Consider the following 16746-nt stretch of genomic DNA (forward strand, 5'->3'; position numbering starts at 1 on the left):
GGAACATTATGAAACAGATCCCAATTGAGTATCAAGTATCTCCATATATGGTGTTTTTTTTAATTATTACTATACAGATGGGGGTTGGTATGCTTGGCTTTGAAAGGATTAGTGCAAAATTAGGTGGAAATGATGCATGGATTAGTACGCTACTTTTTGGAATATCTGTTAATCTTATGATTTGGATCATATATCAGATTTTAAATCAGGGTAATGGAGACATCATTGCAATCAATCAAAACGTACTTGGAAAATGGATTGGTGGATTGTCCAACTTCATTTTTTTATCCTATATTGTATTGTTAGGTGCAACAACACTCCATACTTATATCGAAGTAGTACATGTTTGGATGTTTCCTTCAATTTCATCTTGGGTTATAGCTGGGGCTTTTTTAGGCTTATGTTATTACATTGTGACTGGAGGATTTCGTGTAGTTGCCGGAATCGGCTTCTTTGGAATCGTTATCCCAAGCATTCTAATCTTCACATTTTTTTATCCTTTGCAGTATGCAGATTTTCGGAATTTATTTCCAATTGCACAGCATTCATTCCTAGAAATTATGAAAGGAATGAAAGGAAATATGTTTAGTTTTTTTGGATTTGAAATGTTATTGTTGTACTACCCATTTATTAGAAAGGCAAAAACGTCTCAAAAATATGCGCATTATGCAAATTTAGTAACGACTATTGTCTATACATACCTTATGATCTTAACTCTTGCATTTTTTAGTGAAAAACAACTTGCGAGCGCGATATGGGCATATTTAAGCATGATTAAAATTATACAATTTCCCTTTATAGAGCGGTTTGAATACATTATTGTTTCTGTTTGGGCTTTTTTTATATTACCTAATGTTTCCTTTACATTATGGGGAGTAAGTCGTGGTATAAAAGAGGCACTGGGAATAAAGCAAAAATATGTTTTGCCAGTTATCATCGTATTCATCTTTGTTTTATCATTTTTCTTGAATAACCGTAATAAAATTAACTTATTAAATACTTGGACAGGTCAAATTGGCTTTGTATATATATATGTATACCTACCTGTACTATGGCTAATTCAAACCGCCAAAATAAAGTTAAGGAGATAAACATGAAGCGATGGATACTTTTCCTTATATTAAGTGTCTTCTTAATAGGTTGTGCTAAAACGAAAATTGTGGATGACATTGATTTAGTTCAAGTTGCGGCATATGATACTGAAGCAGAAGGTAAGCTAAAAGGAACCTTTGCGATTGCAGCTTATAAAGGAGGCGGGGAAGGTGAAACGAAAATCTATTCAGCATCAGGCCAGACTGGTAGAGAAGTTCTTGCAAGAGCATCCGAAAAATCTTCTGGACCTCTAGAGTTAGGTCAATTGCGTGTTATTATATTTAATGAAAAAATAATTGAAAAGGGAATGCTGGAAATTTTAGAGACTTTGAACCGAAATCCCAGTGTAGGAAATGCAATTTATTTAGCAATTACAAATGTAAAAGGTGAGTCACTATTAAAGGGGAACTATTCTAAAGAAAAAGAAATTGCTTCCTATCTATCCTCTTTACTGGAGCAAAATATGGACAATGGAACGCAACCAAAAACAAATTTTTTTATGTTTTTAAACCAACTTGATGATGATGCGAGAGATTCATATTTACCGATGATATCTAAAAAAGATGACGTGTTGGAGTTAAATGGAATAGCACTTTTTAAAAGATGTAAAATGGTTGATAAAGTGAAACCTAAAGATTTATTTGTATTTAAATTGTTGACAGATAATTTTAAACAAGGTACATACCAATTCAAACTACCTGGTTCTTCAAATACTTACGCCACGATAGAGAATATAAAGGCTAGAACAAAATATAAGATGGAGGGGAATAGTAAGCATCCATTCGTAAATGCTCATATTCAAGTTAAAGCTGAAATTCAAGAATTTACAAAAACAAAAAATCTAGATAATCCTAAAGAAATAAAACAATTAGAAAAAATTATGGAAACAGAAATAGAAAAAAGAGCAACTACATTGATAAAGAGATTTATTAAAAAAGGCACAGATCCTATAGGACTTAGAAAGCTTGGTAGAACTCACGTAAGAAAATGGAACAGTCAAGAATGGGAAGAATCCTATAAACATTTGCGTTTTCGTGTAACAGCTGATGTAAAGGTAACTCAATCTGGTGTTACAGAATAAATAAATCAAATAAGATATGGAAAATTTCAATAAAAAAATATGGTCTCGCAGGAGATTAGGGAGAAGAGAAACTATTAACAAAGCATCTCATAAACATTAAGATGCTTTGTTAATAGTTTTTATATCTATATAGGGGGTAACGCCACACATCCATCAACTTAAGAAATTAATTGTTCTCCAAAATGAAAACAACTAATAACCGATTCCATAACTACCGTATAGAGAATCGGTTATTGTTTGCATAAGTTTCTTTTTATAACAAAATTTTAATTATTATTTTCAATTAGCTGTTTAAATGATTGAATATTTAAACCGAAATTCGGAATATTTTTCGTTTCTTCTGCTTGTTTAACAAGTTTTACTACTAAATCATTGTATGGTGTTAAAATCCTTGAATGCTTCGCTTGGTTAGGAACGATTCCATTAATATAGTCTATTTCGGTTTCTCTTTGCTTTTCAAGGTCTTGTAACATACTCGCTTTTAATAGTGCTTGTGGTTTGAATATCGTTCTAAAAGCATTCATTCTATCTGCAATATCAGATTCATTTTTTATTTCTAAAGATGAAATATCAAAGCCCCCCATACGAGCAAATTTTATACCTTTTGAGTGACCTACCTTAATAGTTTCATCCGCTAAATGAACTGCACTCATAACACCAAACTCATTATCGAGTACATCACCGTACGTACCCCCAAGGGCTGCTGACATACCACTAAGAGCTACGTTGACCATTAATTTTGACCACTTTATTCCAACAAGGTTATCCGATATAACTGTGCCACCTACATGATCTAATATAGATTTTATATTTTGAATTCTTTCAGTCGTTGAACCATCAAGTTCACCGATTGCAAATGCCTGCTCCTTAAATGTATCAAAGTTTGTAGTAAGTTTTGAAACTCCTGGTTCTACCCACGTTGCGCCAAATTCCACTGAGCCACCCACTACTCGCTCTTTACCAACTAATGAAACAATATTTCCCTCAGGAATTCCGTTTTGTAACGAACAAACAACGCTTGTTTCATTTAGGAAAGGAAGTAATTCGCTTATAACGGATTGATTATAAAGTTGTTTCGTAAGCAATAAGACTAAATCATATGTCCCTGACATTTGTTTTGGTGTAACTGCTTTTACTGGTATAGTAGATTCTGTTGTGCCTACAATTTTCGCTCCAAATTTGTTTAATGCGTCGACATGAGCCTGATTTACATCAATTAATTCGACGTTTTCTCCGCCCTTTGCAATAAATGCCCCGATAATAGTACCTAAAGAACCTGCTCCTAAAACTGCAACTCTCATCTTAAACACACCTTTCTTTATTTCGTATTCAGAAAATTATAAACTGGCTGTACAGCATTTAAAGTTAAATCAGTCAAAATATGTGTAGCTGAAACAACTTCAAGGACTGGTAAATCTGCGATCGGTGCAAGTGCATGCTCAAATAGTTGCAATCGTGCAGGTCCCGTCCAAGCTTCCTTTATTGTGATATCTGTAATTTGAGTACGAACCAAATCACAAACCTTTAATTGTCCTTCATATCCCGTTGCTATCTTAACCATAAAATTTGGGCGGGATATTTCTTTTAGAGCTTCTTTATGATCTAATGGAATATGTTTATAGCCCATTGTTGCAGTTGCAACACGTAATGAACCATAATCAAGTGTCCCAACTAAAGTATCCGAGTCTATAAGCAACTCTGGATTACCTAATTTTTTTGGATAAGCGGACAGTTCACGCCCACTTGCAATCGCTGGGAAGTTGTCAACATACATGGAATGTATATAATCACCCTCTTCTCCATTAAAGCTTACTGGTATAACTTGTCCTGCTTCAGTATAAGAACCAAGTCCAGAAACATCAGGCATCTTCATCACCTCAAACTTAACGAAAGGTTCCGTAATTTCTAAAGGCTCAGGTACAACTTTACGTAAAGCTGTCATGTCAGTTCTATAAATAATATTTAAATATTCCCGATTCACAAATTTATATGGCGGCATTGGATATGCTGGTGAAGTCAATGGTGTAGTTAAATGTTTTGGCACATTGTTGATATTCATTCGTTTTACACTCCCTATGATGATAATCTTGAGCTTTTATTATTTTATAAGCTATCTTTCATAAAAAATTTTCTTTATAAAACATCTTGTAACAAAGCGATATGAATGCTTTGCTTCTATATCTGTATTGTAATTTACAATTATGATAAAATAAATTTAATTAAATTTATTTTTACTTAATTTTTTTTTAAGGATGTGTCTTACATGAATATCATTCAGCTTCAATATTTAATTGATGTAGGAGAGTTAGGCTCTTTCACTGAAGCAGCAAAAAAAAACCGTATGACCGTACCAACAATAAGCCAATCAATTGCACAATTAGAGAATGAATTGGGTGTTACACTCTTTACCCGTTCAAGGAAAGGAACCAATTCAACCATTGAAGGGAAAATCGTTATTCAACATGCGCTTACTGTTTTGAAAACGATTAATAAAATGAAGAATGAAATATCATTATTCCAAAGTGAGAATCAAGAAAATATTATTATTGCTACTATCCCAGGGATGATCTCACAGATAATTGATACTACAATAAAATTTAGGAAAGACTTTCCTCATGTGAATATCCAGTTAGTTGAAGGTGATTCTAGATTAGTCCTAAATTACGTTCAAAACGGCCATGCTGATTTAGGATTTGTATCTTTTAAAACGGAAAAAGAAGAAGAAGTTTTAACATGGGAACCATTAGTAAAAGGTGAAACCTTGTTAGTAATAAATAAACATTCCCATTTGCGCTTTAAACAGAGTATCTCAGGTGATGAATTAGAGGATGAAATGATTGTTTTGTATAATGATCCCTACTTAAAAAAGATTACTCAAGATATTTTACCGACGCATTTATGGAATAAAGTATCATTAATAACCAATAGCATAGAAGGTATCTTTCGAATGATTATTCATGAAAATGCAATTACAATTGGTCCCGATTATCTTGTTCATTCATTACCCCCAGAGCAAAAAAATGAAATTATCACTGTCTCCATAGATAAATATAATACGATTCCCTATTATCTTTGGAAGGTAACAAGAAAAAATGAAAAAGTATCTGGGCTAATAAATCAATTTACAGAGCAATTATTCAGTAATTTATCTAATCAGCACAATTAATTAATATTGGTGTTAGATGTTGTTAAAAAAAGCCTTACCAAGGCCATAGCCATCAAGTTAATAAAAACCCTCCAGATACTGAAAGCATCTGGAGGTCGTGGGGATCTTAGTTAGCGAGATAACAGTACCACCGCTATAAAAGTGTTGGTACTGCCATATTGAGTGATACGTATTTTATTAATTAGAATGTTCTTGCTACTTTAACAGCCTTTTCAAGCCCTGCGGCAATAATTTCTTCTGTTTTATTTTCAGCTTTGGCAAAACGCTTGATATACATTGTTCCAATATCATCAATCGTTTTGGCATATTGAACATGTAATAAAGCTATAGCTATTGTATATCGTTTATGTTGTTCAAGTTATTTCATACGGGCCCCATCTAATTTAGCAGGAGGGATAAGTAGATTTTGAAAAAAATTACTTCCCAGCTGTCGGTCACTAATCCAATTTTTTCGTGCAATCCATGTCTTGATTTGTTCTAGTGTAGAACGGCCTGGGTCTCGTTTTATTGCATACCAATCAGAATAAGTAGCTCCATCAATCTGTTGAAATAGTGTATCTGTTTTTTCTTTTTCTTCATTGCTTAATGAATCTACAACTCGTTTATATAAAGTACGATAAGCCACACTATGGATATGGTCTACAGATTTTACTAACGTCTGAAATGCAGGTAATTGATAACTATGTTTGACTAATTCGTCAATCGCAATATTCACAATATCACTTTTCGCATCTTTCTCTAACACTGCGTTTTCCATTGCTGTTAACATAATTTGACGAGTTTAATTATCAAATACTTTTGCTTTTCGGTGGTTCCGAATCATGGTGATTTGACGTTTTCCGGTTCCCGTCCGATGATAAGAGTCCCATTTTTCATTACCAGAAAGAGTAATATTAGATGTTCTAGCAATATGCTTGATAATGACAAGGGGAACATCTGTAATCGGAACAAAATAGTTTAAACACTGAAAAGTTTTTAGCAAAAATTAAAAAGTTCAACTGAGAAGATGGATTACGAGAATGTGCTTTTGTCCAATTTAATTCTTTTAATGAAGGAGAAAATAGCTATCTAGTTCTTTGGGTGTAGGATTACTTTTTAACCTTGAATAAGCTGTTTCTTGTATAGTAAGCATGCCATAACTCCTTTCTAGTTATAGGAACTCCCAATTTCAAATTTACATTTGTCCAAAAATATAATGTATAATCTCTACGAGATTTTTATCTTTCTTCACTAAGCTTTTGTAGTATATTCCATTCTTCTTCTGCAGATGGAGTAACATATCTACGTGTTGTTTCAATAGATTCATGTCTGGCCATTTGTGCAACTAACACAAGATCACCACCACTAACTTCTAAAAGATTTTTACAATATGTATGTCTAAGACTGTGTGTTGTCATTCCGCCTTTTGGTGAAACTTGTTCTAAAAGTGGTTTCACTTGTTTATGAATAGCTTGTCTGGTGATTTTTTTCTTATGGGTGGAAAGAAAAAGTGTTGTGTTATCGACAGATTGTCCGCGAACTTCAATCCACTCATCGAGGGCGCGACAAATATCTTTTACTGCTTTTACTACATCAAGCTTACCACCTTTACCTTCACGAATTGTAATAGTTCCTACACTACCAATTTTTCTATAATCCTATATTTCTAAATTTACTACCTCACTAATTCGAAGGCCCGCTTGTAACATTAAACGAACCATGGCCATATTTCTTTTTCACTTCCATTCATTTTTTTCTCGTCGAATCAAGTTAAGTAATTTCACTTGTTCCATATCATTCAACCAACGTGGAGTTTCTTCTAACCTAGAAATACGTTTTATCTTTATTTTTTTGGTGGGATCATATATTGCAATCCTTTGTTCAATAAGGTACGACCAGTATACTTTTAATGAGGTAATTCTTTTATTTATTGTAGGCTTTGCCACTTTTTCAATGGTCTGCATATGATGAATCCATTCATGAATAACTTTTGCACTTATTTCATTAGGATTCCAATTTCGTTCATGTGAAATTTGTAACCAGTCCATAAATTGACGGACTGAGCGAACATATACTTGAATGGTTTGCTCTCGTTTCCCTTCATTTTTTAACCAGGTTTTAAAATCCATTATTATCTTTCTTCAAATGTGTTCTGTTAACAAAAGATAAATAACTTGAAAATTTTAATTTTTTTTACAAATAACTCACAAAATTAACATATTTTAAATTTATTGTTATACATATTGATTATTTTATATAGATAGTCTTTTTTATAATGATTACATCACAGGAGGTTTTTTAATGGATATGGATACTTACTATTGGGAAATGGTAAAAAAGAACATTGGTGTCTATTCAAGAGCGGAGCAAGAATGTCTTAGGAATAAAAGAGTAATTATCTTTGGATTAGGGGGAGTAGGAGGTTATGAAGCCATCCTCTTTTCTAGAATGGGGGTTGGGCATATTACAGGGGTCGATCCAGATGAATTCGAAATATCTAATATAAACAGACAAATGTTAGCGCTTTCTAGTGTGGTGGGAAAACCAAAAGCAAAAGTTGCAGAACAGGTAGTAAAAGATATACATCCTTATATTTCAACAAACTTTATACAAACAAAAGTAGATGAGGACAATGCGGTGGAATTAATGAAAGGTCATGATATTGTGGTAGAAGCTGTGGATGATATGCCTTCTAGGGTCATTATACATAGAACAGCTAGAGAATTAGGAATACCAAGTGTAGGTATGTCAGGGAGTCCCCCAACAAGAGGGTTCGTTTCTACATTCTTTCCAAATGGGATTCCATATGAAGAGGCATTGAATGTGTCTGTTGTAGGATCCAGATTAACAGATTCAAAGTTAAGGCAGCAAATTACTGATATTAAGAAAAAAAGAGCATGGTATTCGGTTGATAAGGGAGCGCCTGAAGAGTGGGCAAAAGATTTTTGTGAGGGGAAAGTAGGCTGGATTATTACTCCTATGCGAGCACATCTTTTATCGTTATTTAGCTTTCATGAAGCAATTCAAGTGCTAACAGGTCGTGAACCTTTGGCTAGAGCGCCAAAAGGCATTGTTATAGATGTAGATAGTCTTACTCCTGTCCAGATAAAAGACGCACCAGAAAACGGTTGGGATTATGCAACATTATAAGGGGGAAGCGAAATTGTTCAATGAAAATTTAAATACACAAAATATATATGAAGAAAGTTTTACACGAAATATCGGTGTGATTTCTGTAGAAGAACAGAAAAAATTAAAAAATGCTCGTGTTACTGTAGTTGGTGCTGGAGGAGTAGGGGGCATTACGCTAATTCAATTGGCAAGAATGGGTATAGGGAAGATTCATGTAATTGATCAAGATGTTTTCGAAGCGAGCAATATTAATCGACAAATGCTTAGTTCAATAAGTACGTTAGGGAAACCAAAGGCACTTGTGGCTCTAGAAACCTTAAAAGACATTAATCCTTTACTACAAGTAAAAATAACACAAGAGTTTGTTACAGAAGATAACGCAAAAAATCTGTTAGCAAATACAGATCTTATTATAGATGCAACTGATAATTTGGTAGCAAGGGTTATTATTCACCGTATGGCTCAAACTTTAGAGATTCCTTCTATCTGGATTGCTGTTACACCACCCTTTAGAGGTGGCGTCATGTCATTAACCCCTGAATCTGTACCTTATGAAATTGCGTTAGGATATCCATCTTATCAGCAAGAACTAACACCTGAGATGCAAAACAGAATTCATGGTTTAAAAGATGGACGTGCTCTGTATTCTATTAAACATGGTGCAGATGAACAGTGGGCGAATAGCTATGTAAATAAAGATCGACCATGGGCTGTACTATCTCCTGTCGCAAACATTATAGGGATTCTAGCAAGCTTTGAAGCATTTAAGTTTATTGTAAGTCGAGAAGATTTACAACCTATTATCAGTCCAAACCTTATCCAGATTAACCTTTCACATCCAAACATGGTGCAGGTATGTGAACCTGAAAACGGCAGTTGGGATTATACAACTTTATAGAAGAGGTAAAATATATGGTTTCTTTTCTACTGCTAGGAATTGTTTTTATACTTGCTTTGATTGTTAAAGATTATGCACTAGCTATTGCAGCAAGTTTATTAGGCGTGTTATTTGCTATGGGACAAAAAACTATCTTGCATGCTATTCAGCAATATGCTTTTCCGATTGGTATTTTCTTTCTCATGTTATTTCTTTTAGTTCCCATCACATCAGGGAAGATTTCGAGTGATAACATAATGAAGTTAATTACTTCTCCAATTGGGTGGGGATCGATTTTAGCGGGGTTTATAGTGTCGTTTATAGGAGGAAAAGGAGTAGGGGTACTACCGATGAACCCAACTATATTATTAGGTGTTTTAATAGGTACTCTGATGGCTGTATTGTTTACAAAGGGGTTACCGGCGGGGTTAATTATTGCAGCTGGAATAATAGCCATCATTTCTATGAAATGAAAGGGATTTTAAAAATGAAAATGAATTGGAAATCTATAAGTTTAATGGGTGTTTTTTTCGTTTTTTTACTGTCTAGCTGCTCAAATCATCAAGAAGTTTCAGAGGGGACAAAAACTTCTAAAATAATTAAAGAAGAATATAAAATTCCACAAGAAGACGAAACATTATTTTTACTTCATAAAAGTGTAAATACAAAAAAGCAATATACATCAGACGAAATTATTTTGTTTTTAGAACCATTTAGTGTTCCTACTGCAGAAGCTTTTGATGTATCAAAATATTCATGGATGGATGAGTATGCAAAAAAAGGATATGATACGTGGGCAATGGATTTTAGAGGGTTTGGGCAATCTTCAAGGCCAAAAGAAATGTCAGAAGCGCCTAACCTAAATAGACCAGTCGTTCATTTAGATGATGCAACAAAAGATTTAGATACAGTTGTGAATTGGATTAAAAGTAAAAGGAATGTAAAAAAAATTCATCTTGTTGGCTGGTCATACGGGGGCGTGGTAGCTGGAAATTATGCAATATCACATTCTGATGATGTTAATACACTTGTTTTATATGGATACATGCATGGATTTACGCTTCCAATGATGACAGAGCCCTTTGACAATCCGTTACAGCAAGGGGAATTCAATCCGCATGCACCCTCCTATCAAACTGTAGACTTTGATAAAGGAATGCATCACTGGCATATGATGATGGGCGAGAAAAAAATGGTTACATATGAAGCTATGGATTCTGTAAAAGACGTATTTCTTCACTCAGACCCAATTAGCGAGAAAAATAATGGCATCATTCGTCGACCGATGGGGCCTCTAGAAGATTTATACTCTATTTGGAATAACCGTCCTTTATATGATGCATCTCAGATTACTTCACCTGTACTGGTTATTTATGGAGAAGATGATTTATTTGCCGATAGAGATATGCTATCGAAATTAACTGGGACTAAGCAAAAAAAGGAAGTTGTAATTCCTAATGCAACACACTGGGCAGTATATGAAAAAAATCATGATGTCCTATTTAAAGAAGTATTGAATTTTATAGAAATGAAAGAAGGAATAAAGGAATGAACAGGGATATAACAATCTTAGATGCTACTTTGCGAGAAGGGGAACAACAATGTGATGTTCGCTTTTCAAAGAAAGATAAAATTACGCTGGTTCATATGCTTGAGGATTTTGGAATCCGGTTAATTGAAGTTGGACATCCTGGAATTTCTCGTGAAGAAGAAGCGGTTTGCCGAGAAGTTGCGGCTGCTGCAAAACAAGCTGATATTTTAATGCATGCTCGAGCGAAAAAAGAAGAAGTTCATGCTGCATATCGAGCGGGAGCTGATTGGATAGGGATTTGGGCATCTATTAATCCGATTTCTTTACAAACCAAATATACAAATCGATCAAAAGATTATGTGATGAATCAAGTGAAACAAGCGATTGAAGAAGCTCGTTACTTAGGCATGAAAATTCGATTCACAATTGAAGATGCTTCCAGAACTACTTGGGAAGATATTTCTTACCTTGGAAAAATTGCATATCAAGCGGGAGCAAATCGAATTAGTTTAGCAGATACGGTGGGAGTTTGGGAACCTAATGAGTGTGCAACCATAGTCAAGAAAGCAGTTGAAACATTCCCCTGTGAAATTGAAGTACACTTACATAATGATTTAGGACTAGCACTAGCGAATGCTCTTGCCGCTATTGATGCTGGGGCTTCTGTCATTGATGCAACTTTATGCGGGATAGGTGAACGGGCTGGGATTGTTGATTTACTAAATTTATCTGTTCTGTTATCACAAAAATATAATCAATACTTTCAATTAAAAATGATTCCAGAATTAACAAAATCTCTTCAATTGGCTACAGGTTGTAAAGTCGATCATTGGAGACCTATCATTGGAAAAAATGTTTTTACACATACAGCACCTTATCACGTAAAAGCTGTGAATCATAATGTTTTAGCATATGAAGGAATTCAACCTGAAATGATAGGAAGAGTGAGGAAGATACAACAAAAACGGGTAGAACGAAAAGGACCTCGCCTTTCAAAGAATTTACACGTTAGTAAACCATTTGTAAAAGGGGCATCTGAACTTTTGTATCATAGGGATGGGCCAGGAGAACGATGGGTACAAATGGATTATAGAACAGATGAGCGCGCTTCATTTTATGTAATACAGCGTATATTCTGTAATCAGCATATGGACGGAAATTTGGAAGGTCATGTGGATGATCATGCACATCATTGTGATAGTGCTTTTGTGTTTTGGGGTAATAACATCGATGGTACAGGGCTTATTTGTGAAGTGGAAATCGAAGGAGACGTACAAATCATTGAGAGCCCCGCATCTGTTTTTATTCCATCCGGTTTCAAACATAAATACAAGTACCTTTCAGGTGTAGGAACATACACAAACATTGTACTAGCCCCTAATTATAATTCAAGCTTGTTAGAAGAAAATCTTTCGAAATTATATATATATTAACAAAGATTAGAAACAGATGGGATCCAATAGATGTTTTGAATCCTATCTGTTTTTTTGAATGCCCCAAAAAGAAGGAATCGTTGCCGTGCACCTACATCTTGTATCAAGCTATACAACAAAACACTCAAGAAATAACAAAAATCTCGTGTCGTCTATTCAACACCTTACTGAAAAATGGACAGAAATCTCACCGATATGAGAAGAAAACGGTCTTTGATATCCTGGATGTTATTTATGAGCATAGTGGATTGAAAAAACAAAACAAAATTTCATTATTTTTAAAATTTTGTTGATTGAGGTTTATTTGGCATACTTATTTTTAAGGGTACAAAGTATTTTAAGAGTTTTTTCGTCCATATGAACGAGATTTCATTTTATTTGGGCTCTTAAGTTGATGGGCATGGGGTAGAGTCAAACTGCTATCAAGCTAATATTTTAGAGCATCTTAAAATGAAAGTTTCATCTCTTCAATGTTGTCTATGAAAATTCAATTCATTCTTTCATTTTGAGGAACGATTAATTTGTTAAGTTGATGGATGTGTGGCGGTACCTCTTTAAGAGAAGACTTAAATCTCTATATAAATCAAAGGGATTGTTTGCATATAAGCTTTGGTTTTATGTACAATAAAGGTAAAGATATAGTCTAAAACAGGAAGAGGAAAACCATGTCCAATTCATTAGTAAACTTACGTATTGATTTTGCATTTAAGCAATTATTTGGCACAAATGGGAATGAAGATATTTTAGTTGCCTTTTTAAATGCCATATTAAAAGATTCTTTAGAATCACCTATTGTTTCCCTACAATTAGAAGATCCACATTTGCATCGCGAATATGAAGAAGATAAATTATCGATTCTAGATATTTCGGCTACATTAAATACAGGAACAAAGGTAAATGTTGAAATACAATTGAATAACAATCACGATATGATTAAACGAAGTCTTTATTATTGGGGAAGACTATATAGCTCACAATTGCAAAAAGGAATGCCTTATAGCTCCCTTCATAAAACGATTACCATAAACTTGTTAAACTTTGTGATGTTTCCAGAATATGAAGCATTTCATACAACAGGAATCCTTTGGAATCAACAACAACAAAAGTTATTAAGTGACGATATAGAAGTTCATATTGTAGAGATTCCAAAATTACTACAGCAATGGCGTGAAGAGAAAGTTAATCCGTGGGAAGACTCGTTTGTTCGTTGGTTATTATTATTACCAGCGAATGAAGATGAGCACCTCACACAAACATTGGAGGACATTGCCATGAATCAAGATCCAATTTTACAAAAAGCAATGAATAATTGGGAACGTATGAGTCAAGATTCCTCTTTCCGACAAGCATATGAAGCAAGAGAAAAGGCCTTAATGGATGAGGCTGCAAAGTTTGCTCATGCTCGTAATGAGGGGAAAAAAGAAGGAATTCAAGAAGGGGTTCAGCAAGGAAAAATACAAATGATTAAAGGTATGCATGAGCTTGGTGTACCACTTGAAACGATTGCTAAAGCCAGTAAATTAGACCTTGATGAGGTTGAACGTATTTTAGAAAAAAATAAATAGCAACAAAAAAAGAACCTATTAACAGGTTCTTTTTTGAGTTATTTATCAACTAGGGTTAGTACCAAATAAGTTTTCATAAGTAGTAATAGCCATATACTATGAAATCTAACTTTATTTTCTCATATTTTAATTCAAATCAATAGTGCGGGTAAAACCTTATAACAACAAATTCCCCTATTAATTATTATATATTTATTACATATTAAAATTCATCATTACCAATTAAATTTCCTGCATCATTATCTTTAGTAAGTCTTTGCTTCAAGTAATTTTCTTTTGTAGTTCTATCATTTTTATGCCCAACTGCAGCTGCTATTACATGGGGAGCAAGTCCCTTATAATCATATAAATACTGTACATAAAAATGTCTAAAGAAATGGGGAGTAATTCGGATATTCTCTGTAAAGGGTAACTTGGTGTCCTTTATAATCTTAGAAACATATTGTGATAAGTAATTTTCTCTATAAGCAGTATGGTTTTTCGTTTGAAAAATGGTCCCGCCATTTTTATTTCCTATATCTGTAGGTAATCTCCTACGGATTCGAAAGGCAACAATACGATTAAAAATTTCCTTATTAATAGAAACAATCCGTTCATTATCTCCCTTTGTATCAACTGTTAAATAATAACGTCCACGTATATCGTCATATTCAAGATCTTCCCATTTTGCATGCGCTACTTCCGCAACACGTAAACCTGTGGTAGATAGGACGGATAGTAAGGCATAATTGATTTCATTATCCTTATAATAATGAAGAAGCTGCTTGACTTCTCCATATGATAACTCCCGCTTTGGTTTATATTGTTTATTCACCGTCGTACTTAAAATTTCTATATGAAGAGGCTCCTGGATATAATGAATTTCATATAGCCATTTCAAATAGGAACGAATCACACCAAGTTTTCTACTAATTGTAGATGCTTTGTATTTTTCTTTTGATTGATAAGAGATTGCCTCCTGGGATAACCATATTTGATAATTACGGATATGCCGTTTTCTTAAATTCCTCCAGAGTTGTCCAACTTCAAAATCTGTTACATCTTTCTGCAAAAAATCTGTACTTTGTTTGACAAAGAAGTAAAACTGACTTAGATCACGTGCATATAGGGTTTTAGAAGCATCTTTGATACGTTTCTCTTGATCAAAATGCGTTTGCCGGTTCAAGTAGTAATATAATATCTCTTCATCAGAAAATCCCTCATATGTATATGTATCTTTTCTTTCATTATTTTCTTTTTTAAATTCAGCTTCATTTATATAATCACGATTCCATAATGCAATTATGTTTGTGAATTTTTGTTTTTGTTTCTCTATGTTTTCTAAAGAAGTTTCATTGTGAATTGAATTCAATTCAATTATCATTATCCTTCAACTCCTTATTAATTCTTTTTATATTTATTATTATAACTTAAGTTCATTCAAAATTAATTACATAGTAAAATTAAATCTTATAAAAATGAAAAGTTATAACAACCATAGAAAAACGCCCATTTTCTATGGTTATTATAACATAACTTATATAACCATTTTGTTATTATTTTTAAATAAATATAAAAATTAATTTAATTAGTAAATTTAAATCGTTTTCGTTAAATTACATAAAAAAATTAAATTTTAAATATGTTATAATGAATTAAAGTTATATATTCTTTAAAATTAAAATTAGACTTAAATAATTTTTAAAATAAATATAAATGAAATATAAGAGGAGAGGAAATATGAATGAGAATCAGCAAATGATTATGAATACAAACGAAGTGAGGGAATATTTAGAAGTTAGTAATTTCGTTGTTAATAATTTAATCAAACAGGAAGAATTAGTACCAATCAACAAGGATACATGGCGTTTAGATGGAAGTTTCCTTTTCAAAAGAGAAGATGTAGAAACAATTAAAAAGGGAAGAGAAACCGAAGGTATTACCCTTTACCAAGCTAGTAAAAAATATGGTATAAGCACATATCAATTAGAAAAATGGTTAGGGGATGGGGAATTAGCCGCTACTATACGGGAACATCGTAACCGCGAAACTAAATTCATTAGAGAAGAAGAGTTACTTCAAGTTATAAAACAATTTAATCGAGAAAACACGCTATATACATACTCACAAAAGTATAATACAGTCCTTTTCCATAAATATATTCAAAGTAATACGATAGCAAGGGTCATTTCTATTCCTAAGCGTGGTGATATTATGTTGATTGATGAATTTGGAAATGAATTCACCTTAAATGAAGCTATTAAATCGGGATTCGTACCAGCATACGATCTACCTGATAAACCACGTAGTCATCATCAAAGGTTTGTTAAATTCCGTTTACCTAAGTCCGATCAATTACGCAGCAATTCTTTCCAATTGATTGACTTAATCCTTCAGTACGTATCACCAAGAAACCTAAAGGTTTCAGAAGAAGAGGGTTTTTGGTATTTCGATATACGCCAATCTCTTATTGAATTACCTATGGGTATGCAAATGGAATGGATAGAATACTTAACACCATATATAATAGAAGGAAAATTAATAAAGCGTGTAAATAATAGTATATATTTAGATAGTAGTAGCGTGACAAAACCAGTTACACTTTCTAGCAAAGAATACCAAGCAATTAATAAAATAGTAGAGAAAACCAACACTACCATTGAAGAATTTATTGCATCTGCTATTAACCAAAAAATAAAAGACTATCAGACTTCACAAAACTAAATCATAAAATAATTTAGTTTTAGTAAAAAAAGACATAAATTATCTATCTACGTTAATTTATGTCTTTTTGGTTCTTACTATCATTTATACAACTAAGAGGGGTCCCGCCACATCACTATCAAGCTAACAAAACAAAATACCCCCTAAAATGAAAAAATACGCTATGCTTTCTGTAGAATCATAGGAA

15 protein-coding genes and 2 pseudogenes are annotated in these 16746 nt (G+C 33.3%); 11 read left to right on the forward strand and 6 right to left on the reverse strand.

Translation table 11 applies throughout. The features are described from left to right. Positions 1-8 precede the first annotated feature (8 nt). Together G9F74_RS27020 and G9F74_RS27025 are read left to right on the forward strand one after the other, a co-directional pair. Positions 9-1091, forward strand: a complete 1083-nt coding sequence (locus G9F74_RS27020; protein WP_016107141.1) for a GerAB/ArcD/ProY family transporter — start codon at positions 9-11, stop codon at positions 1089-1091. A gap of 2 nt (positions 1092-1093) precedes the next feature. Continuing rightward, entirely contained in the window at positions 1094-2173 is a 1080-nt protein-coding gene (locus tag G9F74_RS27025; RefSeq protein ID WP_016107142.1) for a Ger(x)C family spore germination protein, read from the forward strand. Positions 2174-2439: 266 nt separating this feature from the next. On the opposite strand, the gene G9F74_RS27030 is transcribed toward G9F74_RS27025, so the two are convergent. After that, positions 2440-3474: a ketopantoate reductase family protein gene (locus G9F74_RS27030; RefSeq protein ID WP_165406343.1), complete on the reverse strand. Its 1035-nt coding sequence runs from the start codon at positions 3472-3474 to the stop codon at positions 2440-2442. Between the two features lie 17 nt (positions 3475-3491). Then, positions 3492-4232: an acetoacetate decarboxylase gene (locus G9F74_RS27035; RefSeq protein WP_016107144.1), complete on the reverse strand. Its 741-nt coding sequence runs from the start codon at positions 4230-4232 to the stop codon at positions 3492-3494. 204 nt (positions 4233-4436) lie between these two features. Here G9F74_RS27035 and G9F74_RS27040 point away from each other — a divergent pair, with 204 nt between their 5' ends. Then, complete coding sequence (locus G9F74_RS27040) at positions 4437-5339, forward strand: LysR family transcriptional regulator (protein ID WP_016107145.1); 903 nt, start codon at positions 4437-4439, stop codon at positions 5337-5339. 199 nt (positions 5340-5538) lie between these two features. Here G9F74_RS27040 and G9F74_RS30710 read toward each other — a convergent pair. From G9F74_RS30710 to G9F74_RS27055, 3 genes and pseudogenes are all read right to left on the reverse strand, one after another. Next, a pseudogene (locus G9F74_RS30710) lies at positions 5539-6471 on the reverse strand (DUF4158 domain-containing protein); the annotation flags it as partial. 85 nt (positions 6472-6556) lie between these two features. Continuing rightward, a complete protein-coding gene (locus tag G9F74_RS27050; RefSeq protein WP_131202445.1) occupies positions 6557-6964 on the reverse strand; it encodes a tyrosine-type recombinase/integrase in 408 nt (135 codons plus the stop codon). A 90-nt stretch (positions 6965-7054) separates the two neighbouring features. Beyond that, positions 7055-7447, reverse strand: a complete 393-nt coding sequence (locus tag G9F74_RS27055; protein ID WP_260408242.1) for a phage integrase N-terminal SAM-like domain-containing protein — start codon at positions 7445-7447, stop codon at positions 7055-7057. Positions 7448-7619: 172 nt separating this feature from the next. On the opposite strand from G9F74_RS27055, the gene G9F74_RS27060 reads away from it, so the two are divergent. From G9F74_RS27060 to G9F74_RS27090, 7 genes and pseudogenes are all read left to right on the forward strand, one after another. Then, positions 7620-8468, forward strand: a complete 849-nt coding sequence (locus G9F74_RS27060; RefSeq protein WP_016107149.1) for a HesA/MoeB/ThiF family protein — start codon at positions 7620-7622, stop codon at positions 8466-8468. Continuing rightward, positions 8455-9348, forward strand: a complete 894-nt coding sequence (locus G9F74_RS27065) for a HesA/MoeB/ThiF family protein (RefSeq protein WP_050551292.1) — start codon at positions 8455-8457, stop codon at positions 9346-9348. Before G9F74_RS27060 ends, G9F74_RS27065 begins: the two co-directional genes overlap by 14 nt. A 14-nt stretch (positions 9349-9362) precedes the next feature. Further along, positions 9363-9800 carry a DUF441 family protein gene (locus tag G9F74_RS27070; protein WP_002128217.1) on the forward strand — a complete coding sequence of 146 codons (438 nt, stop codon included), beginning with the start codon at positions 9363-9365 and terminating at the stop codon, positions 9798-9800. Positions 9801-9814: 14 nt separating this feature from the next. Further along, entirely contained in the window at positions 9815-10879 is a 1065-nt protein-coding gene (locus G9F74_RS27075) for an alpha/beta hydrolase (protein WP_033668145.1), read from the forward strand. Then, complete coding sequence (locus G9F74_RS27080; protein WP_016107151.1) at positions 10876-12291, forward strand: homocitrate synthase/isopropylmalate synthase family protein; 1416 nt, start codon at positions 10876-10878, stop codon at positions 12289-12291. The genes G9F74_RS27075 and G9F74_RS27080 overlap by 4 nt, the downstream gene beginning before the upstream one ends. A 92-nt stretch (positions 12292-12383) precedes the next feature. Then, positions 12384-12584: pseudogene (locus G9F74_RS27085) on the forward strand (IS4 family transposase); the annotation flags it as partial. Positions 12585-12956: 372 nt separating this feature from the next. After that, on the forward strand, positions 12957-13856 hold the full coding sequence (locus tag G9F74_RS27090) for an Rpn family recombination-promoting nuclease/putative transposase (protein ID WP_165406344.1): 900 nt from the start codon (positions 12957-12959) through the stop codon (positions 13854-13856). Between the two features lie 202 nt (positions 13857-14058). Here G9F74_RS27090 and G9F74_RS27095 read toward each other — a convergent pair whose 3' ends face one another. After that, a complete protein-coding gene (locus G9F74_RS27095; RefSeq protein WP_165406345.1) occupies positions 14059-15219 on the reverse strand; it encodes a tyrosine-type recombinase/integrase in 1161 nt (386 codons plus the stop codon). A 356-nt stretch (positions 15220-15575) separates the two neighbouring features. Here G9F74_RS27095 and G9F74_RS27100 point away from each other — a divergent pair, with 356 nt between their 5' ends. Next, positions 15576-16559, forward strand: a complete 984-nt coding sequence (locus tag G9F74_RS27100; RefSeq protein WP_016107154.1) for a hypothetical protein — start codon at positions 15576-15578, stop codon at positions 16557-16559. Positions 16560-16746 lie beyond the last annotated feature (187 nt).

The sequence above is a fragment of the Bacillus sp. EKM202B genome (genome assembly GCF_011066025.1).
Lineage (GTDB): Bacteria > Bacillota > Bacilli > Bacillales > Bacillaceae_G > Bacillus_A > Bacillus_A toyonensis.